Consider the following 26,857-nt stretch of genomic DNA (forward strand, 5'->3'; position numbering starts at 1 on the left):
GGCGTGATCGATATCAACGAGTCCGTGATGCAGTTCCTTCTGGCGTTCCTCGTCGCCGGCCCGCTCCTCGGCGCGCTCGCCGCCCTCCTGCCCGCACCGCCCGGACTGAAGGGGAAGTCACCCGAGCAGGCCGTGCTCCGGCACGGCGTGACCGTCACCGGCGCGATCCTCGCCGCCGCGATCGTCCTCGCGCTCGGCTTCGACCACGGCCACCCGTCGAAGATGCAGGCCACGACCGACATCAGCTGGATCCCCGCACTCCACGTGCGCATCCACCTCGGCGTCGACGGCATTTCCCTCCCCCTCGTCGTACTGACCGCGCTGCTGACCTTCCTCTGTGCGCTGTACTCGTACTTCAAGCCGCCCACGGGTCCCACTCCGAAGGCCTTCGTCGCGCTGCTGCTCCTCCTCGAGTCCGGCACCCTCGCGACCTTCGCCGTCCTCGATCTGCTGCTGTTCTTCCTCGCGTTCGAGATGGTCCTCATCCCGATGTACTTCCTCATCGCCCGCTGGGGCGGCGAGGGCCGTCAGGCCGCCGCCTGGCGGTTCATCCTCTACACCCTGCTCGGCTCGGTCGTCATGCTGCTCGGCCTGCTCCTCATCGGGCTCAAGGCCGGCACCTTCGACATGGTGGCACTCGCCACTGACAACGGCCGGTCACTGACCGCGTCCGTGCAGGTCATCGCCGTGCTGGCGATCGGTCTCGGGCTCGCCGTCAAAACGCCGATGTGGCCGCTGCACAGCTGGCTGCCGGACGCGCACACCGCCGCCCCGACCGTCGGCTCGGTGCTGCTGGCCGGTGTCCTGCTGAAGATGGGAACGTACGGCTTCGTCCGCATCCTGCTGCCGATCGCACCCGACGGCTTCCGCACCTTCGCGCCCTACCTCGCCGCCCTGGCCGTGGTCGGGATCATCTACGGGTCCCTGGCCTGCCTCGCCCTCGCCAGGCAGGGCGCGAAGGGCGACCTCAAGCGGCTCATCGCCTACTCCTCGGTCGGCCACATGGGCTTCGTCCTGCTCGGCATCGCCACCATGACCCCCACCGGCGTGAACGGCGCCCTGTTCGCCAACATCGCCCACGGCCTCATCACCGGACTGCTGTTCTTCCTCGTCGGCGCGCTCAAGGACCGCACCGGCACCACCGACCTCGACGCCCTCGCCGAGAAGTCCGGCGCCGCGCTGTACGGAAAGGCCCCGCGCCTCGGCGCACTGCTCGCCTTCGGCGCCGTCGCCTCGCTCGGCCTGCCGGGCCTGGCCGGGTTCTGGGGCGAGATGCTCGCCCTGTTCGGCTCGTTCCGGCCCGCCGCCGACCTCAGCCGGCCCGCCTTCCTCACCTTCATGGCGATCGGCGCCTTCGGCACCCTGCTGACCGCCGCGTACATGCTCGTCGTGGTCCGCCGCGTCTGCATGGGCGCCGTACCGCGGCAGGCGCCACAGCTCGCCGACGTCCGGGGCTACGAGTTCGCGGCCTGGACCCCGCTCGTCGCCCTCACCGTCCTCGCCGGACTCTGGCCGAAGGCCCTGCTCGGGCTCACCGACCCGGCCGTGCAGCAGCTCCTCGCAGGAGGCACCCGATGAGCGCCCTGGCCCAGACGGCGGCCCCGTCGGTGGTCCAGTCCGTCGACTGGCTCGCCGTCGCGCCGCCCACCCTCACGGCGGTGATCGCCCTCGTGGTCCTCGTCGCCGACCTCTTCGTGCCGGACGCGCGCAAGCCCCTCCTCGGCTGGTTCTCCGTCGCCGGACTCGCCGCAGCCGCGCTGCTGCTCCTGCCCCTCCTCGACGGCGACCGCGCCACGTTCTGCCAGACCGGCCAGCCCGGCGTCTGCAGCTACACCGCCGACCGCTTCACCCTCGTCATCCAGTTCCTCGTCCTCGGCGGCGCCCTCCTGACCGCCCTGCTGTCGGTCACCGCGCTGAAGGACGCGCGCAGGGCACTGCCCGAAGGGGAGTTCTGGTTCCTGCTGCTGGCCTCCGCCGCCGGCGCCGCGCTCCTGCCCGCCGCACGCGACCTGGCGACCCTCGTCGTCGCCCTGGAGGTCGCCTCCCTGCCCGCCTTCGCCCTCGTCGGCCTCCGGCACGGCGACCGCAGGTCCTCCGACGCGGCCCTGAAGTTCTTCCTGTCGTCGGTCACCGCCACCGCCGTCAGCCTGCTCGGCGTCAGCTTCGTCTACGCCACCACCGGCACCCTGTACCTCACCCGGATCGCCGAACGCATCCAGCACGTCGACGGTCAGCTCCACCCGCTCGCCCAGACCGGCGTCGTCCTCACCCTGGTCGGCTTCGCCTTCAAGACGGCGGCCGTCCCCTTCCACTTCTGGGTGCCCGACACCTACGTGGGCGCCCCCCTGCCGGTCGCCGCCTACCTGTCGGTCGTCGGCAAGGCCGTCGGCTTCACCGGACTGATCCTCGTCACCGTCGTCGCCTTCCCGTCGTACTCCGGCGCCTGGGGTCCCGCGCTGGCCGTGCTCGCCGCGCTCACCATGACCGTCGGCAACGTCGGCGCCCTGCGCCAGCAGGCCACGCGCGCGTACAGCGCGGTACGGCTGCTCGCCTGGTCCTCCGTCGGCCAGGCCGGCTACCTCCTGGTGCCGATCGCCGCCGCCGGCTACTCCAAGGACCCGCAGAAGTCGATCGGCTCCACGGTCGCCTACGCCCTGATGTACGCCGCCGTGAACATCGGCGCCTTCGCCGTGGCCGCGCTCGTGGGCCGTACGAAGGAACGCAACCGCGTCAGCGACTACCGCGGCCTGTACGCCACGAACCCGCTGACCGCGCTGCTGCTGGCCTTCTTCCTGCTCTGCCTGGCCGGCCTCCCGCCGGGTGTCATCGGGCTGTTCGCCAAGGTCACCGTGTTCTCCGCGGCCGTCGACGCCGGACTCGGCTGGCTCGCCGTCGTCATGGCCGTCAACGTCGTCATCGCGTTGTTCTACTACCTCCAGTGGACGACCCTGCTGTTCCGCGCCCCCGAGGGCGAACCCGTCCGGCACCGCGTCCCGGCCCCCCTCACCGCCGCCCTCGCCCTGACGGGCGTCCTCGGCGCAGCCCTCTCCGGCGCCCCCCAGCTGGTGCTCCGCTTCGCCGGCACCGGCCTGTTCTGAGCCCTGGGCCCGCCACGCGCGCGTGGGGCACCGGCCCTCACGCGCGCGTGCCGCCCGGCGCCCCGCTCACCCGGACGGCTCGCGCGCCGTCGCGCGCACCAGGGAACCCGTGGCCCTCGCCTGGCGTTGACCAGTTCGGAAGGGTCCACTGGACGTGACACCACACGGCACCGGTGGAGTCGAAGCGCAGCAAGCGAAGGGTTCCCCTGCCGCACCACTTGGAGGGCGTACCGTGCACCGCCGGCACAACGGGCTCAGGACCGCAGTCCTCCTCGGGGGACTGTCCGCACTCATCATCCTCATCGGCAGTCTGTTCGGCCGCACGGGCCTGATCGTCGCGGTCCTCGTCGCCCTCGGCACCAACGCGTACGCGTACTGGAACAGCGACAAGCTGGCGCTGCGCGCCATGCGGGCCCGCCCGGTCAGCGAGTTCGAGGCCCCGGCCCTGTACCGCATGGTCCGCGACCTCTCCACCCAGGCCCGCCAGCCCATGCCCCGCCTCTACATCTCCCCGACCGAGGCACCCAACGCCTTCGCGACCGGCCGCAACCCGCGCAACGCCGCGGTGTGCTGCACGGAAGGCATCCTTCGCATCCTGGACGAGCGTGAACTGCGCGGCGTCATCGGCCACGAGCTCAGCCACGTCTACAACCGCGACATCCTCATCTCCTCCGTCGCCGGCGCCCTGGCCTCCGTGATCATGTTCCTGGTCAACTTCGCCTGGCTGATCCCGATCGGCCGCTCCGACGACGACGAGGGCCCCGGCCTGATCGGCATGCTCCTGATCATGCTCCTCGGCCCGCTCGCCGCCTCCCTCATCCAACTGGCCATCAGCCGTTCCAGGGAGTACGAGGCGGACGCGTCCGGCGCCCGGCTCACCGGCGACCCGCTCGCGCTCGCCAGCGCCCTGCGCAAGCTGGAGATGGGCACCCAGCAACTCCCGCTGCCCCCCGAGCCGCGTATCGAGACGGCGAGTCACATGATGATCGCCAACCCGTTCCGCCCCGGTCAGGGACTGTCGAAGATGTTCTCCACGCACCCGCCGATGGCGGAGCGCATCGCCCGGCTCGAGCAGATGGCCGGCCGCCGGCTCTGAGACGGCCGGGGACGGGGCCCGGCCGGGGAGAGCCGTCCGGGCCGGCGGCGACGGCGCCCGGCCCCACCCGTCCGGGCGGGGCGCTCAGCGCCCGGCGAATCCGTCGTCCGTCCGCACCACTTCACGCCCCAGGGGCATCAGCGAGGCCGGGATGAGCTTCAGGTTGGCCCACCCGAACGGGATGCCGATGATCGACAGGAACAGCGGGATGCTGGTGATCAGGTGCCCCAGCGCCAGCCACCAGCCCGCGAAGACCAGCCAGATCACGTTGCCGATGAACGACCCCGCCCCGGCCCCCGGACGCTCCACGGCATTGCGGCCGAACGGCCACAGGACGAATCCCGCGAGGCGCAGCGACGCGATGCCGAACGGGATGGTGATGATCAGGACGAAGCAGATGAGCGCGGCGATCAGGTAGCCGATCGCCATCCAGATGCCGCAGCAGACCAGCCACACGAGGTTGAGCAGCAGGTTGATCACCTTCATGATCGGCATCCTCCAAGATCGTTCCGTCGGCACTGCCCGCTGACTCAAGTATCGGCGCGATCAGGGGATGTGAGGGCAGCCGCGGCTCCCTTGTAGCGTGATCGGGAACGTTCGGAGACGATCCCGCGGTGCGCCGCCGCCGTACGCCGGGCCCTACCGCGCCGCCCACCACCGCCGTACGCCGTACGAGGCCATGCCCGCCGCCAGCACCCCGCTGCCCACGGCCACCGAGATCCACGGCAGGGCGAACGCCAGCGTCACGCATCCGACGAGGCCCAGCGCCGGGACCGCGCGCCGGGCGGGGGCGGGATCGAGGGTCCAGGCTGCGGCGTTGGCGACCGCGTAGTACGCCAGGACGCCGAAGGAGGAGAAGCCGATCGCGCCCCGGACGTCGACCGTCGCGGCCAGCACCGCGACCACCGCGCCCACGGCCAGCTCCGCCCGGTGCGGCACCTGGAAACGGGGGTGCACGGCGGCCAGCACAGCGGGCAGATGCCGGTCCCGGGCCATGGCCAGCGTGGTCCGCGAGACGCCCAGGACCAGGGCGAGCAGCGACCCCAGCGCGGCCACGGCGGCCCCGGCGCGCACCACCGGGACCAGCCCGGGCACGCTGGCCGCCCGCACCGCGTCGGCCAGCGGTGCCGTCGCGCGGCCCAGCCCGTCCGGCCCCAGCACGGAGAGCGCGGCCACCGCCACGCACACGTACACGGCCAGCGTGATGCCCAGGGCGATCGGGATCGCGCGCGGAATGGTGCGCGCGGGATCCCTTACCTCCTCGCCGAGGGTCGCGATCCGCGCGTACCCGGCGAAGGCGAAGAACAGCAGCCCGGCCGCCTGAAGGACACCGGCAGCGCCGGCCGAGCCGCCGACGGCCGCCCGGTCGGCGGCGGAGGCGCCGGACCCCAGACACACCACGACCACGGCGGCGAGGACGGCCAGCACGACCGCCACGATCACCCGCGTCAGCCAGGCGGACTTCTGGACGCCGCCGTAGTTCACCGCGGTCAGCGCCACCACGGCCGCGACCGCCACCGCGTGCGCCTGACCCGGCCAGACGTACGCGCCCACGGTGAGCGCCATCGCCGCACAGGAGGCCGTCTTGCCGACGACGAACGCCCAGCCCGCCAGATGGCCCCAGAACATGCCGAGCCGTTCACGCCCGTACACGTACGTGCCGCCGGAGGCGGGATACCGGGCGGCCAGCCGTGCCGAGGAAGTGGCGTTGCAGTAGGCCACCACGGCGGCGACCGCGAGCCCGAGGAGCAGCCCGGAGCCCGCCGCGCGCGCCGCAGGCCCCAGGGCGGCGAAGATGCCGGCCCCGACCATCGAGCCGAGCCCGATGACCACGGCGTCCGTGACCCCGAGGGTGCGCCGCAGCTCGGACGCCGAGGACGGGGCAGCGGACCGACTCATGGTCCGAACCCTACTGACCGCTGCAACCGCGGGACGCGGCCAGGGCGTCCCTCTCCACGACGTGCTCCCGGCGCGGGACGAACACGCCTGTGGTAAGCACGATCACAGCACGTGAGAAGCACGACAAGTACGACAAGCACGACGCGGCCTGCGGGCGCAGCAGCACAGCCTGTCCGAACCGAAGTCGAAGCACCGGGACAGTGCAGGCACGGCGTGGAAGGGCAGGTTCAGAGCATGGGCATCATCAGCTGGATCATCCTGGGGCTCCTGGCCGGCGCCATCGCGAAGCTCCTGCTGCCCGGGCGTGACCCGGGCGGCTTCATCGTCACGACTCTCATCGGCGTCGCCGGAGCGTTCCTCGGCGGCTGGATCTCCGCCCGCTGGCTGCACCACCCGATCAGCCGGCAACTCTACGACGGCGCCACCTGGGCCGCCGCGATCGGCGGCTCGCTGGTGCTGCTGATCGCCTACCGCATCTTCTTCGGCAACTCGCGCGACTGAGCCCGCGGGCCGGGCCGGGCCGGGAGGGCCGGGAGGGGCCGCGCCGGGCCGGGGCCGGCAGGCGGGAAAGGGGTGGGCGCCGACCGGGTGCCCACCCTGTTCTGTCCTACCGGTAGTTCACGAACTGGAGCGCGAAGTCGAAGTCCTGGCCCTTCAGCAGCGCGATCACGGTCTGGAGGTCGTCGCGGCTCTTGGAGCTGACGCGCAGTTCCTCGCCCTGGACCTGGGCCTTCACGCCCTTGGGCCCCTCGTCGCGGATGAGCTTCGCGACCTTCTTCGCGTTCTCCTGGGAGATGCCCTCCTTGATCGACGCGAAGAGCTTGTACTCCTTGCCGGACAGCTGCGGCTCGCCCGCGTCCAGGGCCTTCAGCGAGATGCCGCGCTTGATCAGCTTGGACTGGAAGACGTCGAGGACTGCCTTCACCCGGTCCTCGGAGTTCGCCTCCAGGAGGATCTTTTCACCGGACCACGAGATCGAGGCACCGACGCCCTTGAAGTCGTAGCGCTGCGAGATCTCCTTGGCGGTCTGGTTGAGGGCGTTGTCGACCTCCTGCCGCTCGACCTTCGAGACGATGTCGAAACTGGAGTCGGCCATGTCCTGTGGCTCCTTGTATCGGGGTGCGTATCGGATGCGTGCCGGCGGGCGTGGGGGAGGCCGCCGATCCCGGCCTGCGGGTCGCGGGTCGCATCCGCACCAGCCTAGCCATCCCAGGGCGTGCCGGCCGCCGATCAAAGGGGTGGCGGAGCACCCCTCAGCATCGGGTATTGTTTACGTCGTTGCCGGAGAGCACCGCCGAAAAGCGGTCGGACCGGCGGCATCCCAAGGCGGTGTGCCCGAGCGGCCAAAGGGAGCAGACTGTAAATCTGCCGGCTCAGCCTTCCCAGGTTCGAATCCTGGCGCCGCCACTCTGGGAAAGACCCCCTCTGATCAGCCTTTATGGCAGGTCGGAGGGGGTTTCTTCGTTCCCTGCCTCTGTTCGATTCAACATCGGATGCGGACGGCGTGTCTCAGCCTGTGCCGCCCGAATCCCACCTCTGATCAGGGCGTGTCCCCCAGGTGTCCCCCGGGGGACACGCGATCACTCGGGCTCGTTCCACTCGCGCAGCGCCGCTTCAATCCGGCTGTTGGCCCGTTCGCGGGTCTGGTCCAGGACCTTGGCGTACACCCTGCGCAGTACCGCGATGATGTGGCCGGCGCTGCGGGCGCACTCCATCGCGTCCACTTCCGAACTGAGCCAGAAGGACACCCCGGCATGACGAAGATCATAGGGGCGTCGGGCCAGCAGGGAAGCGGCCTCCGACTCGGTCAGCACGTTTTGCGCTTTCGGGTTGGTCGACAGGAAGCCAAGGTGGCCGCCGCCACGGCGACTGACAGGCCGCTTCCAGAACTTCAAATTCCCGTACAACCGCCCCCACCGGTGAGGGATCTGATCACGTGAGTCAAACAGACTCCACGATCATTGGGCTTTGCGCCGAGACGGGCTGCGAGGAACGACCGGCGCCCGGCCCCTTTCTCCACCTGGGGAACGCATGCGTATACGAGCCACTGTGGCCGCCGTCTCCGGCGCCCTGGCCCGCACCGCCCAACTGCTCGTCGTCCTCGCCCTGTTCGCCGCAGCGGGCGGGACCCTCACTGGCTGCGGCCGGGTGGCGGAGGTCCGCGCTCGTCAGGTCGCCGACGCCCGCGCTCGTCAGGTCGCCGATGCCTGGGACGGCTCCGAGGCCGCCCGGGCTTGGCGGAAGGGCTACCACCCGACCGGAGAGGCTGTCGACCTGCCCGAGGACGCCTTCCACGACATATCCGACAAGCAGGCCTACGAGGCCCAGAACTTCGTCCTGCGCGGCCAACTCCCCGTCGCGCCGGGGAAGAACGGCCGGGTGAAGTGGGAGAGCGGGGGCTCGCTCACGTTGCCGCTGGTGGAGGCGCGGCAGGCGTATGGGGCAGTGGCCCGCGGCGGCAACGACGGACCACACTTGACCGTGACCGGGGCGAAGCTGGGTGAGATGGCCCTGGCCACCAGCCGCGGCCCGGCGACCGTCCCGGCCTGGCTTTTCACTCTGGACGGCTACGACACTCCGCTCAAGCTGGCCGCCGTCCGTCCCTCGAAGCCTCTCACGTCGCCGGTCAAGCCGGTCGCGGAGGGGTCCGGCGACGCGTTGCAGCTGGTCAGGACCGGGAGGGACGGCCGGTCCGTCACGGTGCTCTCCGGCCACGGGGCCTGCGACGACGGTCCTGTCGTGGACGTGCTGGAGACGGGCGGGAGCGTGGTGCTGTCGGCTTCCGTCGTCGGGACGAAGGAGGGTCCCTGCACCGCGGACCTGCTGCTGGAGATGGTGACGGTGAAGCTGAACCGGCCACTCGGCGACCGTGTCCTCCTGGACGCGTTCACCGGCCGGCCGGTGCCGTACGAGCGGTCGTAGGGGGACTCATCGATCGATGCGGCAACCCATCGGACCGCACATGCGGCCTGCGGCCTCAAGGGCAACGGCCAGCGCTACGGTGAAAGCCCAGATGACACACCTCCTGGACGCACTGGCACCGTCGCCGACGTCCCCAAGGGTGACGAGCGGCCCACCGTCACCCTCCACCGCCACCTGGACGGCCGGCCCATCCGCTGACCGGGGCGGCCTCGGCCCGCCGTCCCGCGCCGGGTGCAGGACGGCGGGTCACTCCACGTCCGCTCCCCCACCGGGCAGCAGGGCGCGCAGATAACGTCGCCGGAAGACCTGCTGCGCGACCAGCAGCACCGGGAACACCGGGCGCCACCACCCGTGTGGGGCGGCACCGGTCAGGGAGCGGATCGTCAGCGCGACCGTGCCGTCGGGGGACCGGTGGACGATGAAGGCCTCCTCACCGCTGACGGGATGACCGGGCAGGGTGCCGTAGGCGAATCCGCAGCGGTCCGGGGTGTCGACGACGGCGACGACCCGGACCGGCTCCCGCACCACGCATGGACCGAATGCAGCGGTGACCTGGTACTCCGCCCCCTCGACGACCCGCTCCCCTGCACCGTCGCGGCCACTGACTGTGAAGCCGCTGCGCCGCTTGACGCCCCATCGCAGCACCGCGTCCGCCGCGGCTTGCCAGTCCGCCTCCCCGCGGCCGATGACGACGGTACGGGCATCGGGGCGCAGATCTGTGTTCCCCGACGGCCATGGCTCGTCGGCGGGTCGGGTCGCCCCGGCCGGGCCGTAGGTGAGTGCGCCGGCTGACGGGCCGCGTCTCTTACGGCTGTGGGGCATGACGCTCCTGTGGGGCGTGCGGGCGGGCCGTGATCGTAACGCGGCGGTGCTCCTCCGCACGGTCGACGGTCGGCCGGAAGGTCGTCCGCGCCACCTTCAAGCGGTCGGGTGCGCATCCTGCGCCCGCAGCCTGCGTGTCAGCAGGCCGAGCAGCGCAGCGTTGAACAGCCCGGACAGGGTCGCACCGGCGGTGAAGATCAGCGGGCTCAGCCAGTCGAGCGAGGAGGCCCACTCGGCGGGTGCCGCCACCAGGAGGGCGACGATGCTGAGCGGTGCCGTGGTCATGAGCGGCCAGATCCCTGTGCCCCCGTCGTCGGCCCTCACCAGTGCGAGGACGGCGGCGGAACGCCCCGGATCGACTTGCCGGGCAACCCCTGCGTGGGCGGTAGGTACGACGGGCAGTCGGTCGACTGAACCTCACAAGCCGTCCCGCAGCCACGCGCCGCGGGGCGCTCCCGCGCGAGCGTAGCCGGGAGAGTCGCAGGGACTGTGCCGACCCGTCGGACACGCCCTGGACGCCACCCGATCCCGGCCTCGGTCTGAGGCCGGTTGACGCGTGGCAGGTCGAGGGAGTCCACGCAGCAACAAGGTTCCGCCCGAACGCGAGGGCGACGCTTCCGGGGGCATCGTGGGCACGTGTGGGGCACGGAGCGGCGCACTGCGGGAACGGTCAGCTCAGCGCGGAGTGATCGCGCGGTCTGTAAATCTGCCGGCTCAGCCTTCCCAGGTTCGAATCCTGGCGCCGCCATGCGGGAACGAGTGGCCTCTGATCTGCGGGAACGTAGATCAGGGGCCACTTGCGTTTGTTTCGCAGACTTTCAGCCACTCACCGTGGTTGCCCGCTCGGACGGGAACACGCGTGGCACAGACACGCAGGTCTGCGGTGATCGTTGTCTTCTACGCCATCGAGGGCAATCGAGGGCTGACGAGTACAGCGCCAACCCGAAGTCGGGCCTGGCCCACTGAGCGGTCATCAGCGCCGCCGAAGGCCTGCCGAGCCTGCTCCGGCGGCCTTCCCAGTGGGGACCAGGAGACCTCGCCCAGGCGCTCGGCGGCTATGTCCCGCAGCTGCCCGTCGCCGGCGCCGGGGTGTAGCGCTGTACGCGCTGGAGTTGGTGGTCCGGGTGCGGGATGTGGGCCCGGCGGATGGCGAGGAGGGCGACGTCGTCGCCGAGGCGTCCGCCGGTGTGCGTGAGCAGGTCGCGTTCGATGTGGTGGAGCAGCGCCTCGGGAGGGTGGGTGGTCCACTGGGCCGCGCGTTCCGCGAACGGGTAGAAGACGCCGTTGTGGTCACGGGCTTCGATGACACCGTCGGTGTACAGGACCAGCGTGTCCTCAGGGCCGAAGGGCAGGACATCGACGACGTGGTTGTCGGGATCCGTGACGCCGACGCCAAGTGGGGGCCCGGGGTGGAGGCGGGGCACGTGGACGGTGCTGTCCGGGCCGAGCAGCAGGGGTGCCGGGTGACCGCAGCTGGTCATGCGGACCAGGGGCTCGGCGTCGGCGATCTCGACCAGAAGAGCGGTCACGAAGCGTTCTCCCGCCTCGCCCTCCGGTTCGAAGTCGGCGAGGTAGCGGGTCATGCTCCGTTCCAGGGAAGCGGCCAGGTCGGGCAGGGAGGCCTGCTGGTGGGCGGCCTCGCGGAAGGCGCCGAGCAGGAGGGCGGCCTCGCCCAGGGCGGGCAGGCCCTTGCCCCGCACGTCGCCGATCATCACGCGGACCGCGCTGCCGGTGCGGGCGGCGGCATAGAGGTCGCCGCCGATCTCGGCCTCCTCCTCGGAAGCCAGATAGACACAGGCGAGCCGCAGCGGGCCGAGCCGGCTCGGCAGCGGCCACATCAGCACCTGCTGGGCGGCCTCGGCGACCGACCGGACCCGGGCCATCTGGCGTGCGTGCCGGTCGCGCACCGCACACAGGAACACGATCAACGAGGTGATCACCGCGATGGCGATCACCTCCACTATCGCGTTCCGTGAAGACTGCATTCCGGTGCGCCAGCTGCTGATCGCCTCGCCCGCCATGGCCAGGGCCCCGATGCCGGCCGTCGTCCAGGGGCCCGCGAACCACGCGGTGAGCGTGGGCGCGACCACCAGCAGGGGGCTGAGAATGATGTTCGGCCCAGTCGCGATGTCCGCGGCAGTGATCACGACGATGAGCGCGACAGGGATCAGCAGCAGCAGGTGGCTCGGCTGCCACGGCTGCCCGAGACCCACATGTCCCTGCCTGGAGCCCATGCCTTCCAGACTGCTCCGCCACGGATCGCCCCGCGACTGCAGGAGACGATGACAGCAGTGAGCACGCGGGCGTGGCCTCAGGGGTGGACCGTCGGAGTGGCCGGCCTTCTGTGGACCAGCGTGGCGGGAGAGAGGAACAGTCGGCCGAGGTCGAGCGCTCAGCCGAGTTCCGGACGGAGATCCGTTACCGGTGCTACGGGCGCCATTCGAACAGCAGGATGGTCGCGTCGTCCCGCAGTTGGTTGCGCTGGTGGTCGAGGATGGCGTGGATGAGCAGCCGAAGTACCTCGGCCGGGCGCTGGCCGGCGGCGGAGGAGCGGATGATGAAGTCGGTGAACCGGTCGAGGCCGAACTCCACTCCATCCGTTTCGCGTGCCTCCACGACGCCGTCGGTGTAGAGCAGGACGTGGTCGCCCGGTTCCAGTGTCGTCTGGTGGACCTGCCGGGCTGTCGGGGCGAGTTCGCCGGCCAGGCCGAGCGGGGGCTGCGGGGGGCTGTCCAGGGCCCCGTCCACCACCCGGTCGGCACGTATCAGCAGCGGCGGCGGGTGACCGCAGTTGACCCAGCGCAGCACCCCGGTCTGCGCGTCGAGCCGGCACAGCACGCCGGTGCAGAACTGGTCGGGCAGCCACTGGGCGAGCGCCTGGTCGACGGCGCCGACGACGTCGGCCAGGTCGCCACCGCCGCGGCGGGCGTTCCGCGCCGCGGCCATGGCGACCGACGCGGTCAGGCCGGAGGTCAGATCGTGCCCCATGGAGTCGAGGATCAGGGTGTGCAGCACGTCCTTGACCACCGAGTGGTCGAAGGCGTCGCCGGCGACGTCGTACGCCGGTTCCAGGACCGCGGTGGAGACGCACCTGTTGCTGCCGATGGTGCGGGGTGGCAGGAAGGCCCGCAGCATCTCGGTGGGCAACCGCATGGTCGCGGTGCGGGTGCGGGCGACGAGCCAGTCGCTGTAGGCGCGCTTGGAGGTGATCAACATGGCGAACAGATGGGCCAGCATCCGGCTGCGGCGCATACGCACCCCGTCGAGCGCGGCGGGCCGCACCGCCAGCACGCCCAGCCGCTCCGCACCGTCGACCAGAGGCATCCACACGATCACGCCGTCGTCGGCGTCGGCCACCTGTGGGGAGACGGTGCGGTACGCCCAGCCGGCCAACGAGTCCGCCACCGGCAGCGGCTCCAACGTCTCGTCGAGTGGGATGAGCAGCCGCTGTTGCAGGTCGACGAGGCAGATCAGCGCGGTGCCCAGGCCGAGGGCCGAGGCGCACCGGTTCGCCAGGGCGGACAGCTCGTACGGCAGGGCCGTCTGCGCCTCGATGATCAGCTCTTCCAGCCGACTCTCGTCGACCGCGGCGTCAGGACCGGCGGACGCGTGCGGTGGGTCCGACACGGGGGATCACCACCCTCCGCGCTCAGTTTCACACCAATCCCGACCTCTCTCGCGTCAGGCACGATCGCCCCCGGGGGGCGGGTATGGCGACGGAGGGACGGGTGTGGCTCAATCTCTGTGGTCCACGGCCATCGCCCTGGCCCTGCTCGCCACCGGCCTCTTCGCCGCCTGGGGGGACACGCGGTCGCGTGCGCGCCCCGCTACGCCGCGACGGGGCTGCCGACACGCCTCGGAAAGCACGGGGTGCAGATAATCGGTGCCGTGTTCTGCGCCGTTCCCGCCGGGCTGTTCGGTATGTGGACCGGCCCTGTCGGAGTGATCGTCCTGTGGGCGGTCCTTGTCGGAGTGCTGCTCGTGGCGACCCGACGCCTCGACACGCCGAACCGGGGCCGGGGCCGGCACGCGAGCGCGCCGGCACACACTCGGAGTGACACCACAGGGCGATGACGACGTCCTGAATCCGGGCAGCGCGGCCGGTGAATCCGCCGGCTCAGCCTTCCCAGGTTCGAATCCTGGCGCCGCCACTCCGGGAAAGGCCCCCTCTGATCGGCCTGTGCGGCAGGCCGGAGGGGGTTTCGTGGGTGGGCGCGGGGCCGGTGTCGGTGGTGCCGTGCACACTGGGGCCATGTCCTCGCGTCGCAGACTCTGTCCCGTGTGCCGTCGGGAGATCGCCGTGGTCGCCGGGCGGTTCGCGCGGCACGATCCACCCGGGACGCGGGCCAGCGGCGGGCTGACCTCCTGTGCCGGATCGCGCCGGATGGCGCAACTCGGCGCAGTGCAGCCGTCGTTGGACGGCTATGCCGTTCCGGAGTGTCCCGGGCAGATGCCCTTGTTCTGAGCGGTTGTCGGTGCCGGAAGGGGCGCGGACGTACTCAGTTGCCCGCCACCGACTTCACCGCCACCGACACCGGTGCCGAGCCGCTGACGAGTTCCAGGGTCAGGCCGGCCGTGGCCGGGGTCTCCACCAGTTCGGCCAGTACGGCGGCCACGTCGTCGCGCGGGATCATGCCGCGGCCGGTGTGGGCCTCCAGGCGCACCTGGCCGGTGCCGGCGTCGTCGGTCAGCGAACCGGGGCGCAGGATCGTCCAGTCCAGAGCCTCCTGACGGCGGACGTGGTCGTCCGCCTCGCCCTTGGCGCGCAGATAGACGTCGAAGACCTCGTCGCCCTTGTGCGCGGCGTCCGCGCCCATCGACGACACGACCAGATGGCGGCGCACGCCCGCGCGTACCGCCGCGTCCGCGAACAGCACCGCCGCGCCCTTGTCCACCGTGTCCTTGCGCGCCGCGCCGCTGCCCGGGCCCGCGCCCGCCGCGAACACCGCCGCGTCGGCGCCCCGCAGCAGCCGCGCGACCTCCTCGACCGACGCCGACTCCAGGTCGAGCACGACCGGTTCGGCGCCGGCCTCCCGCAGGTCCTCGCTCTGCTCGGCACGGCGGATGATGCCCGCCACCTCGTCCCCGCGCGCGGCGAGCAGCCGCTCCAGCCGCAGCGCGATCTGACCATGACCACCAGCGATGACAATGCGCATGCTTCCGACCGTACGCCCGGACGGCCGTATCCGCCGCACGACTTCGGCCAGGCCCCGGGGCGCGCTCCACCGTGTCCCGCACGCCCCCGGCGGCACTGCCGCGGCCCTGCCGCACGGGCCGTCAGGACAACTCCCCCCGCCCCTGCCGCGGCAGCCCCAGCTCCACCGTGGCGGCGGAGTCGCAGAACTCCCGCACCGCGCTGGTGCGTGCCACCACGCGCCCTCGGTGCACCACGATCCGGCTGTACGCGAGCGACAGCGCCCCCGCGAGCCGGTCGCCGCGCACCGCGAGCAGCTCGGCGGGGAAACCCGCCTCCACCCGCACCTCGGGCAGACCGAGCACCGCGCGGGCGGACGCGCTCACCGCGTCGTAGGCCTCCTCGGGGCGCAGCCCGTGCCGTGAGGCCAGCAGGTAGGCGGCCTCCAGCGGGTCGCCGCGCCCCACCGGGTTGGACACGTCCCGCAGGGCGCCGCTGCCCGCGGCCACCCGGACCCCGGCCGCCCGCAGCAGCCGCACCGGCGCCGTCCCGTGTCCCTCGGCGCCGCCGCAGCAGCCCTGCGGCAGGCACACCACCCTCACCCCGGCCGCGGCCAGCCGGTCCGCGGCCCGCTCGGCCGCCCCGGCGGGCAGCCGGGCGAGGCCGCCGCACGGGCCCAGCGTCACTCCCGGGCGCAGCCCGCCCGCCATCGCCGCGATGCGCGCCAGGCGGGCCGGGTCGTCGCCGTCGGTGTGCAGGTCGACGGGGCAGCCGTGTTCGGAGGCGACTTCGAGGACCGCCTCGACGTAGCCCGTCGGGTCGGGGTCCACGTCGGGGCAGCCGCCCACGACGCAGGCGCCCATCTTGAGCGAGTCCCGCAGTATCGCCAGGCCGTCCGCGCCGGCCGCCCCGGTCAGCACGCGCGGCACCGCCACCGTCGTCAGTTCGGTGAGCCCGCGCAGCGACCGCCGGGCCCGCAGGACCGCCGTCAGGCCGCCGAGCCCCTGGACGTCGCCCACGCGTACGTGTGCGCGTACGGTCGTCGCGCCGTGCCCCAGTTGCAGCAGCGCGGCCTCGGTGGTGCGGCGCTGGACGTCCTCCGGTTCGTACGACACCGGTCCGCCGCTGTCGGCGGTCAGGGCCGTGTCGGCGTGGGCGTGGGGCTCGGCCGGGGCCGGCAGGAGCAGGTAGCCGCTGAGGTCGACCCGGGGCGCGCCGCCCCGCGGGCCGCCCGCGCCGAGGCTGCCGGCGGTGCCGACCGCCTCGATGCGCTCACCGGCCAGCCGTACGTCCACGGTCCGCCCGTCGGTCAGCCGGGCTCCGCACAGCAGCAGCCCGTCCGGGTCCGTCCGTCCGGACGGACCCGGCGAGGAGGACGAGGGGGGTGGCGGCTGTCCGGGGGGCATCGCACTCCAGGTACGCAGGGCGACAGGGGGTTCGGGACACGTTCGGGGCGCGGACCGCGAGGCCGCGCGGGCCACGCAAGATCACGCAGAGTGAGTCGAGCCTAGGGCGGCCACCGGGCCTGGCGAGGGAGGAGCGCAATAGTCGTACCGGTGTGGCCGCGGGACCTGGGGCGGTGCCGGGAAACGGATTTGGGTGAACGGCCGCAGAGCGTGTAATGTCTTCCTCGCTCGCCCCAATAGCTCAGTCGGCAGAGCGTCTCCATGGTAAGGAGAAGGTCAACGGTTCGATTCCGTTTTGGGGCTCTGGTGTGAGAGGTTCCCGCCGCAAGGCGGGGTCCGATCGCATCGCAGCGGTGTAGCTCAGTCGGTAGAGCAAGCGGCTCATAATCGCTGTGTCACCGGTTCAAGTCCGGTCACCGCTACTCACAGTAGCCGATTGCGGGGTCGGTCCTTCGATCGGCTACTCTTTCTTGCGTTGAACTAGCCTACCCGTTCGTCAAGGAGCACTCACGTGGCTGCCACCGACGTCCGCCCGAAGATCACGCTGGCCTGCGTGGAGTGCAAGGAGCGGAACTACATCACCAAGAAGAACCGGCGGAACAACCCCGACCGGCTCGAGATGAAGAAGCACTGCCCGCGTTGCAACGCGCACACCGCGCACCGCGAGACGCGCTGATCAGATTCAGACATGAGGCCGCCCCCGCACCACGGGGGCGGCCTCATGTTGTTTCATGTGCGAAAGCCCAGCGAAAGTCCAGCGGGAGCCCGGTGAGAGCCGGACCGCCCGCCGGGCTGCGTGAAACCCCAGCGACACCAGGAGGTGCCGAGCCATGGCGCTCGACCAGTCCTTCGTGGGGCGGTCCTACCCGCCCACCGACCCCTACGAGGTGGGCCGGGAGAAGATCCGTGAGTTCGCGGAGGCGGTGGGCGACGCCAACCCGGCGTACACGGACCCGGAAGCCGCCAAGGAACTCGGCCACCCCGATGTGATCGCCCCGCCGACCTTCGTCTTCGCGATCACCTTCAAGGCCGCCGGACAGGTCGTCCAGGACCCGCAGCTAGGCCTGGACTACAGCCGCGTGGTGCACGGCGACCAGAAGTTCGCCTACACCCGGCCCGTGCGCGCCGGCGACCGGCTCACCGTCACCTCCACCATCGAGTCGATCAAGTCCCTGGCCGGCAACGACGTCCTGGACATCCGCGGCGAGGTGCACGACGAGATGGGCGAGCACGTCGTGACCGCCTGGACCAAGCTCGTGGCCCGCGCGGCCGAGGAGGCGTGAGGAAACCGATGACGGCGAAGATCGCCTACGACGACGTCGAGGTCGGCACCGAGCTGACGGCGCAGACCTTCCCCGTGACCCGGGCCACCCTCGTCCAGTACGCGGGCGCCTCCGGGGACTTCAACCCCATCCACTGGAACGAGAAGTTCGCCAAGGAGGTCGGGCTCCCGGACGTGATCGCGCACGGCATGTTCACCATGGCCGAGGCGATCCGCGTGGTCACCGACTGGACGGGCGACCCCGGCGCCGTCGTCGAGTACGGCGTCCGCTTCACCAAGCCCGTCGTCGTCCCGAACGACGACGAGGGGGCCGTGATCGAGGTCTCCGGCAAGGTCGCGGCCAAGCTCGACGACAACACCGTGCGGGTCGACCTGACCGCCATGAGCAACGGGCAGAAGGTCCTCGGGATGTCCCGGGCCGTCGTACGCCTGGCCTGACGGCCACCGCGGTCCCGCACTCGCCGAGGTGCGGGACCGTCAGCGGGGTCTCGTAGTCTTGGGCGCGTGCAGGAACTCCACGACGCGCCCCTCGCCCCGCTGACCACCTTCCGGCTGGGCGGCCCCGCGACCCGGCTGATCACCGCGACCACCGACGCCGAGGTGATCGACGCCGTCCGCGACGCCGACGCCCACGGCACACCGCTGCTGGTCATCGGCGGCGGCTCCAACCTGGTCATCGGCGACAAGGGCTTCGACGGCACCGCGCTGCGCATCGCCACCCGCGGCTTCGAACTCGGCGGTACGACGCTGGAGCTGGCCGCCGGAGAGGTGTGGACGGACGCGGTCGCGCGCACCGTCGAGGCCGGGCTCGCCGGCATCGAGTGCCTGTCCGGCATCCCCGGCTCCGCGGGCGCCACCCCGATCCAGAACGTCGGGGCGTACGGCCAGGAGGTGTCCTCGACGATCACCGAGGTCGTCGCCTACGACCGCCGGGCGGGCCGCACGGTGACGCTGGCCAACGAGGAGTGCGCGTTCTCCTACCGGCACAGCCGCTTCAAGGCCGACCCCGAGCGGTACGTCGTCCTGCGCGTCCGCTTCGGGCTGGAGGACGCGGACGGGCTGTCGGCGCCGGTCAAGTACGCCGAGACCGCCCGCGTCCTCGGCGTGGAGGCGGGCGACCGGGTACCGCTCGCCACCGCCCGCGAGACCGTGCTGAAGCTGCGGGCCGGGAAGGGCATGGTGCTGGACCCCGAGGACCACGACACCTGGTCCGCCGGCTCCTTCTTCACCAACCCGATCCTCACGGACGCCGACTTCGCCGTGTTCCGTACGCGCGTGCGGAAGCGGCTCGGCGACGGCGCCGAGCCGCCCGCCTATCCGGCGGGGCAGGGGCACACCAAGACCTCCGCGGCCTGGCTGATCGACAAGGCGGGCTTCACCAAGGGCTACGGCACCGGACCGGCCCGCATCTCCACCAAGCACACCCTCGCCCTCACCAACCGCGGCGCCGCGACCACGGAGGACCTGCTCGCGCTGGCCCGCGAGGTGGTGGCCGGGGTCCGCGAGGCCTTCGGCATCACGCTGGTCAACGAGCCGGTGACGGTCGGCGTGAGCCTGTAGCCACCCGGAAACCGGCTGGGGCGCCGTACGAAGATCACATAGGGTCGTTCCTCGTCCTTCACGGGGCACAAGGGGAGGGGAAGACCATGTGGGAACGACGCGGCCGACGTGCCGTGGCGGCCGTCGCCGCCGCCGTCCTGGCGGGTGTGCTCGCCACGGGATGCGGCAAGGGCGCCGCGCCGACCGGAGGCGGGGAGCAGGACGCGGCGGCGTCATACACGAGCGTGGGGGAGATCGACGAGACGCTCGCACCGGACGGCACCACCGTCCGTGTGGGATCCCCTCGCGCACAGACCGTCGTCCACCTGTACGAGGACCTGCGCTGCCCGGTCTGCGCGGAGTTCGAGACCCGGGGCGGCGGCGAGGGCCTGCGCGAGCTGGTCCTGTCCGGCGAGGTCCGGGCCGAGTACACGCTGGCCTCGTTCCTCGACGACAGGCTCGGCGGCGAGGGCTCGAAGAAGGCCGCCAACGCCCTGCGGGCCGCCCTGGACGCGGGCAAGTTCGCCGAGTACCACGAGATGCTCTTCGCGCACCAGCCCGAGGAGGAGGTCGACGGCTACACCGACGCCTTCCTGCTGGACATGGCCTCCGAGGTCCCGGGCCTGCGCGGCGCGGAGTTCGACGCGGCGGTGAAGGGCATGAAGCACCGCGACTTCGTGACCGCCTCCGAGAAGGCCTTCGACGCGTCCGGCGTGACCGGCACGCCCACCATGAAGGTGGACGGCAGGACCGTCGGCGGGTCCCTGGCCGGCGGCATCTTCGACAAGGAGACGCTGCCCATGGTGATCGGCGCCATGGCCCGCTCCTGACCGGCACACCCTCCGCGGCCGTCCGTCAGTTCGCCAGCCAGTCGTCCACCCCGGACAGCAGCTTGGCGCGCACGTCCTCGGGGGCCGCCGACGCGCGGATCGACTGGCGGGCCAGTTCCGCCAGTTCGGCGTCCGTGAAGGAGTGGTGGCGGCGGGCGATCTCGTACTGCGCCGCCAGCCGGGAGCCGAAGAGCAGCGGGTCGTCGGCGCCCAGGGCCATCGGGACACCCGCCTCGTATAGCCGGCGCAGGGGGACGTCCTCGGGCTTGTCGTACACGCCGAGGGCCACGTTCGAGGCCGGGCACACCTCGCAGGTCACGCCCCGGTCGGCCAGGCGGCTCAGCAGCCGCGGGTCCTCGGCCGCGCGTACCCCGTGGCCCACCCGGTGGGCCCGGAGGTCGTCCAGGCAGTCGCGGACCGAGGCGGGGCCGGTCAGCTCGCCGCCGTGCGGGGCCGCGAACAGGCCGCCGTCCCGGGCGATCGCGAAGGCCCGGTCGAAGTCCCGTGCCATGCCCCGGCGTTCGTCGTTCGACAGGCCGAAGCCGACCACGCCGCGGTCCCGGTAGCGCACCGCGAGGCGGGCCAGCGTGCGGGCGTCCAGGGGGTGCTTCATACGGTTCGCGGCGACCACGACCCGCATCCCGAGACCCGTCTCGCGCGACGCCGTCTCCACCGCGTCCAGGATGATCTCCAGCGCCGGAATCAGCCCGCCCAGGCGCGGCGCGTACGAGGTCGGGTCGACCTGGATCTCCAGCCACCCCGAGCCGTCCCTGACATCCTCCTCGGCGGCCTCCCGCACCAGCCGCCGGATGTCCTCCGGCTCCCGCAGACAGGAGCGCGCCGCGTCGTACAGCCGCTGGAAGCGGAACCAGCCCCGCTCGTCCGTCGCCCGCAGCCGCGGCGGCTCCCCGCTGACCAGGGCCCCCGTCAGCGCGTCCGGCAGCCGTACGCCGTGCTTGTCGGCCAGTTCCAGCAGGGTGGTGGGCCGCATCGACCCGGTGAAGTGCAGGTGCAGATGGGCTTTCGGCAGCTCAGAGAGATCACGTACACGCTCCATCCCTGGATCGTGCCGCACGTTCCCCGTGCCCCGGTAGTCGTTTCCCCATTCGTGGTCTTGCTCGCACAAACGAAGGGGCGCTCGCAGGCCACTCACGTGAGTGGCCTGCGAGCGCCCGCAAACGGAAGCGGACCTCAGTCCCGCGCCTCCGCCAGCAGCTTCTGGATCCGGCTCACGCCCTCCACCAGGTCCTCGTCACCGAGGGCGTAGGACAGGCGCAGGTAGCCCGGCGTGCCGAAGGCCTCGCCCGGGACGACCGCGACCTCGGCCTCCTCCAGGATCAGCGCGGCCAGCTCCACCGAGGTCTGCGGGCGCTTGCCGCGGATCTCCTTGCCGATCAGCGCCTTCACCGACGGATAGGCGTAGAACGCGCCCTCCGGCTCCGGGCAGAGCACACCGTCGATCTCGTTGAGCATCCGCACGATGGTCTTCCGCCGCCGGTCGAAGGCCTCGCGCATCTTCGCGACCGCCTCCAGGTCGCCGGAGACGGCGGCGAGGGCCGCGGCCTGGGAGACGTTCGACACGTTCGACGTGGCGTGCGACTGGAGGTTGGTCGCGGCCTTGACCACGTCCTTCGGGCCGATGACCCAGCCCACGCGCCAGCCGGTCATGGCGTACGTCTTCGCCACGCCGTTGACGACGACGCACTTGTCGCGCAGCTCGGGCAGGAGCGCCGGCAGCGACACCGAGACGGCGTCGCCGTAGACCAGGTGCTCGTAGATCTCGTCGGTCAGCACCCACAGGCCGTGTTCGAGGGCCCAGCGGCCGATCGCCTCGGTCTCGGCCTCGGAGTAGACCGCGCCGGTCGGGTTGGACGGGGAGACGAAGAGGACGACCTTGGTCCTCTCCGTGCGGGCGGCCTCCAGTTGCTCGACCGACACGCGGTAGCCGGTGGTCTCGTCCGCGACGACCTCGACCGGGACGCCGCCGGCCAGACGGATCGACTCCGGGTACGTCGTCCAGTACGGCGCCGGCACGATGACCTCGTCGCCCGGGTCGAGCATCGCGGCGAACGCCTCGTAGATGGCCTGCTTGCCGCCGTTGGTGACCAGGATCTGCGAGACGTCCGGCTCCCAGCCGGAGTCGCGCAGCGTCTTCGCGGCGATCGCGGCCTTCAGCTCGGGCAGGCCGCCGGCCGGCGTGTAGCGGTGGTACTTGGGGTTCCGGCAGGCCTCGACGGCGGCCTCGACGATGTAGTCCGGGGTCGGGAAGTCCGGCTCGCCGGCGCCGAAGCCGATCACGGGACGCCCGGCGGCCTTGAGGGCCTTGGCCTTGGCGTCCACGGCGAGGGTGGCGGACTCGGAGATCGCGCCGATGCGGGCGGAGACCCGGCGCTCGGTGGGAGGGGTTGCAGCGCTCATACCGTCCATCGTTTCAGACCGGAAACGCCCGGGGCACGCGGGTTTCACAGGGTGAACAAGGCCGGTGGACCCTCTGGACACCCGTCCGGATCCCGTCTTCTGCCAGGCGATCTTCCATCGACCGGAGCCGGTTGGACACTTTCTGTTCGACGACCGGCGCCGGAACACGTACACTCTCACCTCGTTGGCCTTCAGCAGCCGCTGTCGCACCTGGTGCACACCGAGCACCCGGTCGTATGCGGTACGTTGGGGGGCACACAAAGGGTCGTAGCTCAATTGGTAGAGCACTGGTCTCCAAAACCAGCGGTTGGGGGTTCGAGTCCCTCCGGCCCTGCTACACACACCTTCGCCAGGATGTGTGCGCATGTACGTACAGCAATGCACCGCCGTGCGGCTCGACCGGGCGCGGCACGGCCACGACCCGGAATCAGGTGAGGACGAATGACGGACGCCGTGGGCTCCCTCGACACGCCTGATGCCCAGGACGAGGTGACGGAATCCAAGAAGGCCCGCAAGGGTGGCAAGCGTGGCAAGAAGGGCCCGCTCAAGCGCCTTGCTCTCTTCTACCGTCAGATCATCGCGGAACTCCGCAAGGTCGTCTGGCCGACCCGCAATCAGCTGACGACGTACACCACCGTGGTGATTGTCTTCGTCGTCATCATGATCGGCCTGGTGACCGTGATTGACTATGGGCTCAACCACGCGGCCAAGTACGTTTTCGGCTGAGCCAAGAGCGAAGGGCGCCGCGGTTACCGGCGCCCCTTTTCGCATGTTCCACCCCTATGTATCCAGGAAGAAGCAGCCACCGTGTCTGACCCGAACCTGAACGACGCCATCGAGCCGACCGAGTCCGTGGATGACGAGCTCGACATCGTCGAGGGTGCGGACGAGGTCGACGAGGCCGAGGCTGCCGAGGCCGCCGCGGGCGAGCCGGCCGAGGAGGCCGCCGTCCACGTCGTGGACGAGGCGCCCGGGGGTGAGGCCGAGGAGGAGGAGCCGGAGGCCGAGGTCGACCCGGTCACCAAGCTCCGCGAGGAACTGCGCACGCTGCCCGGCGAGTGGTACGTCATCCACACCTACGCCGGCTACGAGAAGCGCGTGAAGGCGAACCTGGAGCAGCGTGCCGTCTCGCTGAACGTCGAGGACTTCATCTACCAGGCCGAGGTGCCCGAGGAAGAGATCGTCCAGATCAAGAACGGCGAGCGCAAGACCGTCCGGCAGAACAAGCTGCCCGGCTACGTCCTCGTCCGCATGGACCTGACGAACGAGTCCTGGGGCGTCGTCCGCAACACCCCGGGCGTCACCGGGTTCGTGGGCAACGCCTACGACCCGTACCCGCTGTCCCTGGACGAGATCGTGAAGATGCTCGCCCCCGAGGCGGAGGAGAAGGCCGCCCGCGAGGCCGCCGAGGCCGAGGGCAAGCCGGCTCCGCAGCGCAAGGTCGAGGTCCAGGTGCTGGACTTCGAGGTCGGCGACTCGGTCACCGTCACCGACGGCCCGTTCGCCACGCTCCAGGCCACGATCAACGAGATCAACCCGGACTCCAAGAAGGTCAAGGGCCTCGTCGAGATCTTCGGCCGCGAGACCCCGGTCGAGCTGAGCTTCGACCAGATCCAGAAGAACTAGCTCACCGCGGTTCTTTCTGGACGTACCGCTTCCGCGCAGGTCAGGCAATCGCTCCAGCGGTCGCCTGACCTGCCCGGTTTTCAGCCGCGCAGCCATACCCGTTATCGTTGTGCGGTATGCCTGCGTCCGGGTGGTACCCGAGCGCCGGCAGGACCCGAATCGAAAGGACCCGGAGAGCAATGCCTCCCAAGAAGAAGAAGGTCACGGGGCTCATCAAGCTCCAGATCCAGGCCGGCGCCGCCAACCCGGCTCCGCCGGTCGGCCCGGCGCTGGGTCAGCACGGCGTCAACATCATGGAGTTCTGCAAGGCCTACAACGCCGCGACCGAGTCGCAGCGCGGTTGGGTCATCCCGGTGGAGATCACGGTCTACGAGGACCGTTCCTTCACCTTCATCACCAAGACCCCGCCGGCCGCGAAGATGATCCTCAAGGCCGCGGGCGTGGAGAAGGGCTCCGGCGAGCCGCACAAGACCAAGGTCGCCAAGATCACCCAGGCGCAGGTCCGCGAGATCGCCCAGACCAAGATGCCCGACCTCAACGCCAACGACCTGGACGCCGCCGCGAAGATCATCGCCGGCACCGCGCGTTCCATGGGCGTCACGGTCGAGGGCTGAACCCCACCTTCGTAGCACCATGCGGCCGATGGCCGCACGTGGCAGGGCCCGCTCGGCCCGTACCACGACTCCTTTCAGAACACACAGGAGCAGTTGTGAGCAAGCGCAGCAAGGCTCTCCGCGCTGCGGACGCCAAGATCGACCGGGAGAAGCAGTACGCCCCGCTCGAGGCCGTCCGTCTCGCCAAGGAGACCTCCACGACCAAGTTCGACGGCACCGTCGAGGTCGCCTTCCGTCTGGGTGTCGACCCGCGCAAGGCCGACCAGATGGTCCGTGGCACCGTGAACCTTCCGCACGGCACCGGTAAGACCGCCCGGGTCCTGGTCTTCGCGACCGGTGACCGTGCCGAGGCCGCACGTGCCGCCGGCGCCGACATCGTCGGCGCGGACGAGCTGATCGACGAGGTGTCGAAGGGCCGTCTGGACTTCGACGCCGTCGTCGCCACCCCGGACCTCATGGGCAAGGTCGGCCGCCTCGGCCGCGTCCTCGGCCCGCGTGGTCTGATGCCGAACCCGAAGACCGGCACCGTCACCCCCGACGTGACCAAGGCCGTCACGGACATCAAGGGCGGCAAGATCGAGTTCCGCGTCGACAAGCACTCGAACCTGCACTTCATCATCGGCAAGACGTCGTTCGACGACAGCAAGCTGGTGGAGAACTACGCCGCGGCGCTGGACGAGATCCTCCGTCTGAAGCCGTCCGCCGCCAAGGGTCGCTACATCAAGAAGGCCGCCATCACCACCACGATGGGCCCCGGCATCCCGGTCGACCCGAACCGCACCCGCAACCTCCTCGTCGAGGAGGACCCGGCCGCGGTCTGAGCCGCTCCGGTCCGGTCCGGCCGGTCCGAGCCTCACGGCTCGCACAGCTGAGGGACGAGTCCCGCAACCTTTTCGGGTGCGGGGCTCGTCCCTTTTCTGTGGGACTCCTGTACGACGTCTTCCGTACGTCCGTGCGCGACGTCTGCACGACTCCCGTACGCCTGTCACAGGCCTGCGTTAGCGTGAAGATCACAGCAACCGCATAGGGGTGGGACGAATGAAGAGCACGACCGCGCGCCGTATCACGCTCTCCGTCGTGGCGCTGACCTCACTGACGGCAGTGGCCGCCTGCGGCTCCTCCGGCGGCTCCTCCGGTTCCTCCGGCGGCTCGGGCAAGGGCGACGGCGCGGCCGGCCGGGGGCTCGCGCACGTGAGTCCCGTCGCGGCCCTGCGTTCCGCCGACACCTCCACCGCCGAGGCCGACTCCGCCAGGGTGTCGATGACGACCAGCATCGGCACGCTGATGTCGATGAAGGGCGACGGCACCCTCGACTGGGGTGACGGCCTGACCGGCACGCTCAAGCTCACCTACACCGGCGGCACGGTCGCCGAGACGATGCGCCGCATCGGGGCCACGACGATGGAGGCGCGGTACCTGCCCGACGCCTACTACGCCCACATGGGCGATGCCTACGCGCGGCAGACGGGCGGCAAGCACTGGATCGCCTACCGCTACGAGGACCTCGGGGACCTCGTCGGCGGCTCCGGCGAGTACATGCGGGAGCAGCTGAAGAACGCCACGCCGAACCAGTCGGTGAAGCTGCTGCTGGCCTCCGGCGACGTCCGGAAGGCCGGCGAGGCGACGGTGCGCGGCGAGCACACCACGCACTACGCGGGCACGGTGAACGTCGCCGACTTCGCCGAGAAGAGCTCGAACCTGCCCAAGCGCCAGATGGACGAGCTGAAGAAGCAGCTCAGCGAGGCGGGCGTCACCACGGAGTCGATCGACATCTGGGTCAACGACCGGAACCTCCTGGTCAAGAAGGTCGAGAAGGCGGACATGGCGACCGGCACCATGACCAACACCGCCTACTACAGCGACTACGGCGTGAAGACCTCCGTCCAGGCGCCCCCGGCCGGCGACACCAGGGACTTCAAGGACCTGATGAAGTCCCAGGGCGCCACCGCGGGCGGCACCGGCATCGGCTCCTGAGCCGCGCTCCCGAGGCGATTTGCTTTGCGGTGACCGCTTCCCGTACGCTCCCACAGAAGCCAAAGACCGCTGGTCGTTGCCGTGCACTCGTACGAGGGTGCGGTGGCCGAAGGATCCGCTGAACTGCGGACGACCCGCGCAGGTGACTGTGGAAGAACTCCCGGAGCACGCGTCGATCCCCGTGTGTGCACCCGGTC

At 71.0% G+C, this 26,857-nt stretch carries 27 protein-coding genes, 4 tRNA genes and 1 pseudogene; 20 read left to right on the forward strand and 12 right to left on the reverse strand.

The window, feature by feature from the left end; translation table 11 throughout:
* The first annotated feature begins 3 nt into the window (after positions 1-3).
* The 3 genes from ACWC91_RS26360 (at position 4) to htpX (ending at position 4,194) form a co-directional block, all read left to right on the forward strand.
* Positions 4-1,578, forward strand: a complete 1,575-nt coding sequence (locus ACWC91_RS26360) for a complex I subunit 4 family protein (protein WP_225078026.1) — start codon at positions 4-6, stop codon at positions 1,576-1,578.
* A complete protein-coding gene (locus tag ACWC91_RS26365; RefSeq protein WP_281157221.1) occupies positions 1,575-3,098 on the forward strand; it encodes an NADH-quinone oxidoreductase subunit N in 1,524 nt (507 codons plus the stop codon). The genes ACWC91_RS26360 and ACWC91_RS26365 overlap by 4 nt, the downstream gene beginning before the upstream one ends.
* A 232-nt stretch (positions 3,099-3,330) precedes the next feature.
* Complete coding sequence (htpX, locus tag ACWC91_RS26370; RefSeq protein ID WP_141359421.1) at positions 3,331-4,194, forward strand: zinc metalloprotease HtpX; 864 nt, start codon at positions 3,331-3,333, stop codon at positions 4,192-4,194.
* Between the two features lie 84 nt (positions 4,195-4,278).
* On the opposite strand, the gene ACWC91_RS26375 is transcribed toward htpX, so the two are convergent.
* Entirely contained in the window at positions 4,279-4,680 is a 402-nt protein-coding gene (locus tag ACWC91_RS26375; protein ID WP_225078024.1) for a YccF domain-containing protein, read from the reverse strand.
* Between the two features lie 153 nt (positions 4,681-4,833).
* Positions 4,834-6,093, reverse strand: coding sequence for an APC family permease (locus tag ACWC91_RS26380; RefSeq protein ID WP_450641738.1), 1,260 nt, complete (start codon positions 6,091-6,093; stop codon positions 4,834-4,836).
* 234 nt (positions 6,094-6,327) lie between these two features.
* On the opposite strand from ACWC91_RS26380, the gene ACWC91_RS26385 reads away from it, so the two are divergent.
* A complete protein-coding gene (locus ACWC91_RS26385) occupies positions 6,328-6,594 on the forward strand; it encodes a GlsB/YeaQ/YmgE family stress response membrane protein (RefSeq protein WP_141359418.1) in 267 nt (88 codons plus the stop codon).
* Positions 6,595-6,700: 106 nt separating this feature from the next.
* Here ACWC91_RS26385 and ACWC91_RS26390 read toward each other — a convergent pair whose 3' ends face one another.
* On the reverse strand, positions 6,701-7,189 hold the full coding sequence (locus tag ACWC91_RS26390; protein WP_225078022.1) for a YajQ family cyclic di-GMP-binding protein: 489 nt from the start codon (positions 7,187-7,189) through the stop codon (positions 6,701-6,703).
* A 229-nt stretch (positions 7,190-7,418) separates the two neighbouring features.
* On the opposite strand from ACWC91_RS26390, the gene ACWC91_RS26395 reads away from it, so the two are divergent.
* Positions 7,419-7,500, forward strand: a tRNA-Tyr gene (locus ACWC91_RS26395).
* 173 nt (positions 7,501-7,673) lie between these two features.
* Here the strand turns inward: ACWC91_RS26395 and ACWC91_RS26400 are convergent.
* Positions 7,674-7,913, reverse strand: a pseudogene (locus ACWC91_RS26400) (site-specific integrase); the annotation flags it as partial.
* Between the two features lie 211 nt (positions 7,914-8,124).
* On the opposite strand from ACWC91_RS26400, the gene ACWC91_RS26405 reads away from it, so the two are divergent.
* Positions 8,125-9,015, forward strand: coding sequence for a hypothetical protein (locus tag ACWC91_RS26405; protein WP_225078021.1), 891 nt, complete (start codon positions 8,125-8,127; stop codon positions 9,013-9,015).
* Between the two features lie 246 nt (positions 9,016-9,261).
* Here ACWC91_RS26405 and ACWC91_RS26410 read toward each other — a convergent pair whose 3' ends face one another.
* The 4 genes from ACWC91_RS26410 to ACWC91_RS26425 all read right to left on the reverse strand — a co-directional run bounded on the left by ACWC91_RS26410 (position 9,262) and on the right by ACWC91_RS26425 (position 13,464).
* Positions 9,262-9,837 carry a DUF1990 family protein gene (locus ACWC91_RS26410; RefSeq protein ID WP_450641740.1) on the reverse strand — a complete coding sequence of 192 codons (576 nt, stop codon included), beginning with the start codon at positions 9,835-9,837 and terminating at the stop codon, positions 9,262-9,264.
* Between the two features lie 96 nt (positions 9,838-9,933).
* Positions 9,934-10,239, reverse strand: a complete 306-nt coding sequence (locus tag ACWC91_RS26415) for an SCO4225 family membrane protein (RefSeq protein ID WP_450641743.1) — start codon at positions 10,237-10,239, stop codon at positions 9,934-9,936.
* Positions 10,240-10,892: 653 nt separating this feature from the next.
* Positions 10,893-12,071, reverse strand: coding sequence for a PP2C family protein-serine/threonine phosphatase (locus tag ACWC91_RS26420; RefSeq protein WP_225078018.1), 1,179 nt, complete (start codon positions 12,069-12,071; stop codon positions 10,893-10,895).
* A 193-nt stretch (positions 12,072-12,264) separates the two neighbouring features.
* On the reverse strand, positions 12,265-13,464 hold the full coding sequence (locus ACWC91_RS26425; protein ID WP_450641741.1) for a PP2C family protein-serine/threonine phosphatase: 1,200 nt from the start codon (positions 13,462-13,464) through the stop codon (positions 12,265-12,267).
* 625 nt (positions 13,465-14,089) lie between these two features.
* On the opposite strand from ACWC91_RS26425, the gene ACWC91_RS26430 reads away from it, so the two are divergent.
* A complete protein-coding gene (locus ACWC91_RS26430) occupies positions 14,090-14,302 on the forward strand; it encodes a hypothetical protein (RefSeq protein WP_225078016.1) in 213 nt (70 codons plus the stop codon).
* Positions 14,303-14,336: 34 nt separating this feature from the next.
* Here the strand turns inward: ACWC91_RS26430 and ACWC91_RS26435 are convergent, their stop codons facing one another.
* The gene (locus ACWC91_RS26435) at positions 14,337-14,993 is read right to left on the reverse strand and encodes an SDR family oxidoreductase (RefSeq protein ID WP_281157422.1); all 657 of its coding nucleotides are present in this window, start codon (positions 14,991-14,993) and stop codon (positions 14,337-14,339) included.
* A 121-nt stretch (positions 14,994-15,114) separates the two neighbouring features.
* On the reverse strand, positions 15,115-16,377 hold the full coding sequence (locus ACWC91_RS26440; RefSeq protein ID WP_450726069.1) for an amidohydrolase family protein: 1,263 nt from the start codon (positions 16,375-16,377) through the stop codon (positions 15,115-15,117).
* Between the two features lie 230 nt (positions 16,378-16,607).
* Here ACWC91_RS26440 and ACWC91_RS26445 point away from each other — a divergent pair.
* The 7 genes from ACWC91_RS26445 (at position 16,608) to ACWC91_RS26475 (ending at position 20,028) form a co-directional block, all read left to right on the forward strand.
* Positions 16,608-16,680: transfer RNA gene (locus ACWC91_RS26445), tRNA-Thr, on the forward strand.
* A 46-nt stretch (positions 16,681-16,726) separates the two neighbouring features.
* Positions 16,727-16,799, forward strand: a tRNA-Met gene (locus ACWC91_RS26450).
* Positions 16,800-16,888: 89 nt separating this feature from the next.
* Positions 16,889-17,053, forward strand: a complete 165-nt coding sequence (rpmG, locus tag ACWC91_RS26455; RefSeq protein ID WP_003948671.1) for a 50S ribosomal protein L33 — start codon at positions 16,889-16,891, stop codon at positions 17,051-17,053.
* A gap of 154 nt (positions 17,054-17,207) precedes the next feature.
* Complete coding sequence (locus ACWC91_RS26460; RefSeq protein WP_225078013.1) at positions 17,208-17,660, forward strand: MaoC family dehydratase N-terminal domain-containing protein; 453 nt, start codon at positions 17,208-17,210, stop codon at positions 17,658-17,660.
* 8 nt (positions 17,661-17,668) lie between these two features.
* Positions 17,669-18,097: a MaoC family dehydratase gene (locus ACWC91_RS26465; RefSeq protein WP_225078012.1), complete on the forward strand. Its 429-nt coding sequence runs from the start codon at positions 17,669-17,671 to the stop codon at positions 18,095-18,097.
* Positions 18,098-18,163: 66 nt separating this feature from the next.
* A complete protein-coding gene (locus ACWC91_RS26470; protein WP_376500854.1) occupies positions 18,164-19,219 on the forward strand; it encodes a UDP-N-acetylmuramate dehydrogenase in 1,056 nt (351 codons plus the stop codon).
* Positions 19,220-19,305: 86 nt separating this feature from the next.
* A complete protein-coding gene (locus ACWC91_RS26475; RefSeq protein ID WP_225078010.1) occupies positions 19,306-20,028 on the forward strand; it encodes a DsbA family protein in 723 nt (240 codons plus the stop codon).
* Between the two features lie 25 nt (positions 20,029-20,053).
* Here ACWC91_RS26475 and ACWC91_RS26480 read toward each other — a convergent pair whose 3' ends face one another.
* Both ACWC91_RS26480 and ACWC91_RS26485 read right to left on the reverse strand, forming a co-directional pair.
* Entirely contained in the window at positions 20,054-21,085 is a 1,032-nt protein-coding gene (locus tag ACWC91_RS26480; RefSeq protein ID WP_281157541.1) for an adenosine deaminase, read from the reverse strand.
* 134 nt (positions 21,086-21,219) lie between these two features.
* Positions 21,220-22,446 (reverse strand): pyridoxal phosphate-dependent aminotransferase, encoded by a 1,227-nt coding sequence (locus ACWC91_RS26485; RefSeq protein ID WP_225078008.1) that lies wholly within the window; start codon positions 22,444-22,446, stop codon positions 21,220-21,222.
* Positions 22,447-22,707: 261 nt separating this feature from the next.
* Between ACWC91_RS26485 and ACWC91_RS26490 the strand changes: the two genes are divergently transcribed.
* From ACWC91_RS26490 to ACWC91_RS26515, 6 genes are all read left to right on the forward strand, one after another.
* Positions 22,708-22,780: transfer RNA gene (locus ACWC91_RS26490), tRNA-Trp, on the forward strand.
* A 107-nt stretch (positions 22,781-22,887) separates the two neighbouring features.
* Positions 22,888-23,172 (forward strand): preprotein translocase subunit SecE, encoded by a 285-nt coding sequence (gene secE, locus ACWC91_RS26495; RefSeq protein WP_141359395.1) that lies wholly within the window; start codon positions 22,888-22,890, stop codon positions 23,170-23,172.
* Between the two features lie 81 nt (positions 23,173-23,253).
* Positions 23,254-24,072 carry a transcription termination/antitermination protein NusG gene (nusG, locus tag ACWC91_RS26500; protein ID WP_225078007.1) on the forward strand — a complete coding sequence of 273 codons (819 nt, stop codon included), beginning with the start codon at positions 23,254-23,256 and terminating at the stop codon, positions 24,070-24,072.
* Positions 24,073-24,251: 179 nt separating this feature from the next.
* Positions 24,252-24,686 (forward strand): 50S ribosomal protein L11, encoded by a 435-nt coding sequence (gene rplK, locus ACWC91_RS26505; RefSeq protein WP_009190100.1) that lies wholly within the window; start codon positions 24,252-24,254, stop codon positions 24,684-24,686.
* Positions 24,687-24,781: 95 nt separating this feature from the next.
* Positions 24,782-25,507, forward strand: coding sequence for a 50S ribosomal protein L1 (gene rplA / locus ACWC91_RS26510; protein ID WP_141359393.1), 726 nt, complete (start codon positions 24,782-24,784; stop codon positions 25,505-25,507).
* A gap of 217 nt (positions 25,508-25,724) precedes the next feature.
* Positions 25,725-26,660: a LolA-like protein gene (locus ACWC91_RS26515; protein WP_376500850.1), complete on the forward strand. Its 936-nt coding sequence runs from the start codon at positions 25,725-25,727 to the stop codon at positions 26,658-26,660.
* The last annotated feature ends 197 nt before the right edge of the window (positions 26,661-26,857 follow it).

The organism is Streptomyces sp. NPDC001204 (assembly GCF_053598035.1).

What these genes read in the sequence shown, in the direction of transcription:
- ACWC91_RS26365 (WP_281157221.1), top strand. Translation starts at nt 1,575, where the DNA reads ATGAGCGCCCTGGCCCAGACGGCGGCCCCGTCGGTGGTCCAGTCCGTC.
- ACWC91_RS26375 (WP_225078024.1), bottom strand. Translation starts at nt 4,680, where the DNA reads ATGAAGGTGATCAACCTGCTGCTCAACCTCGTGTGGCTGGTCTGCTGC.
- ACWC91_RS26380 (WP_450641738.1), bottom strand. Translation starts at nt 6,093, where the DNA reads ATGAGTCGGTCCGCTGCCCCGTCCTCGGCGTCCGAGCTGCGGCGCACC.
- ACWC91_RS26385 (WP_141359418.1), top strand. Translation starts at nt 6,328, where the DNA reads ATGGGCATCATCAGCTGGATCATCCTGGGGCTCCTGGCCGGCGCCATC.
- ACWC91_RS26390 (WP_225078022.1), bottom strand. Translation starts at nt 7,189, where the DNA reads ATGGCCGACTCCAGTTTCGACATCGTCTCGAAGGTCGAGCGGCAGGAG.
- ACWC91_RS26405 (WP_225078021.1), top strand. Translation starts at nt 8,125, where the DNA reads ATGCGTATACGAGCCACTGTGGCCGCCGTCTCCGGCGCCCTGGCCCGC.
- ACWC91_RS26410 (WP_450641740.1), bottom strand. Translation starts at nt 9,837, where the DNA reads ATGCCCCACAGCCGTAAGAGACGCGGCCCGTCAGCCGGCGCACTCACC.
- ACWC91_RS26420 (WP_225078018.1), bottom strand. Translation starts at nt 12,071, where the DNA reads ATGGGCTCCAGGCAGGGACATGTGGGTCTCGGGCAGCCGTGGCAGCCG.
- ACWC91_RS26430 (WP_225078016.1), top strand. Translation starts at nt 14,090, where the DNA reads ATGTCCTCGCGTCGCAGACTCTGTCCCGTGTGCCGTCGGGAGATCGCC.
- ACWC91_RS26435 (WP_281157422.1), bottom strand. Translation starts at nt 14,993, where the DNA reads ATGCGCATTGTCATCGCTGGTGGTCATGGTCAGATCGCGCTGCGGCTG.
- ACWC91_RS26440 (WP_450726069.1), bottom strand. Translation starts at nt 16,377, where the DNA reads ATGCCCCCCGGACAGCCGCCACCCCCCTCGTCCTCCTCGCCGGGTCCG.
- ACWC91_RS26460 (WP_225078013.1), top strand. Translation starts at nt 17,208, where the DNA reads ATGGCGCTCGACCAGTCCTTCGTGGGGCGGTCCTACCCGCCCACCGAC.
- ACWC91_RS26465 (WP_225078012.1), top strand. Translation starts at nt 17,669, where the DNA reads ATGACGGCGAAGATCGCCTACGACGACGTCGAGGTCGGCACCGAGCTG.
- ACWC91_RS26475 (WP_225078010.1), top strand. Translation starts at nt 19,306, where the DNA reads ATGTGGGAACGACGCGGCCGACGTGCCGTGGCGGCCGTCGCCGCCGCC.
- ACWC91_RS26480 (WP_281157541.1), bottom strand. Translation starts at nt 21,085, where the DNA reads ATGGAGCGTGTACGTGATCTCTCTGAGCTGCCGAAAGCCCATCTGCAC.
- ACWC91_RS26485 (WP_225078008.1), bottom strand. Translation starts at nt 22,446, where the DNA reads ATGAGCGCTGCAACCCCTCCCACCGAGCGCCGGGTCTCCGCCCGCATC.
- secE (WP_141359395.1), top strand. Translation starts at nt 22,888, where the DNA reads ATGACGGACGCCGTGGGCTCCCTCGACACGCCTGATGCCCAGGACGAG.
- rplK (WP_009190100.1), top strand. Translation starts at nt 24,252, where the DNA reads ATGCCTCCCAAGAAGAAGAAGGTCACGGGGCTCATCAAGCTCCAGATC.
- ACWC91_RS26515 (WP_376500850.1), top strand. Translation starts at nt 25,725, where the DNA reads ATGAAGAGCACGACCGCGCGCCGTATCACGCTCTCCGTCGTGGCGCTG.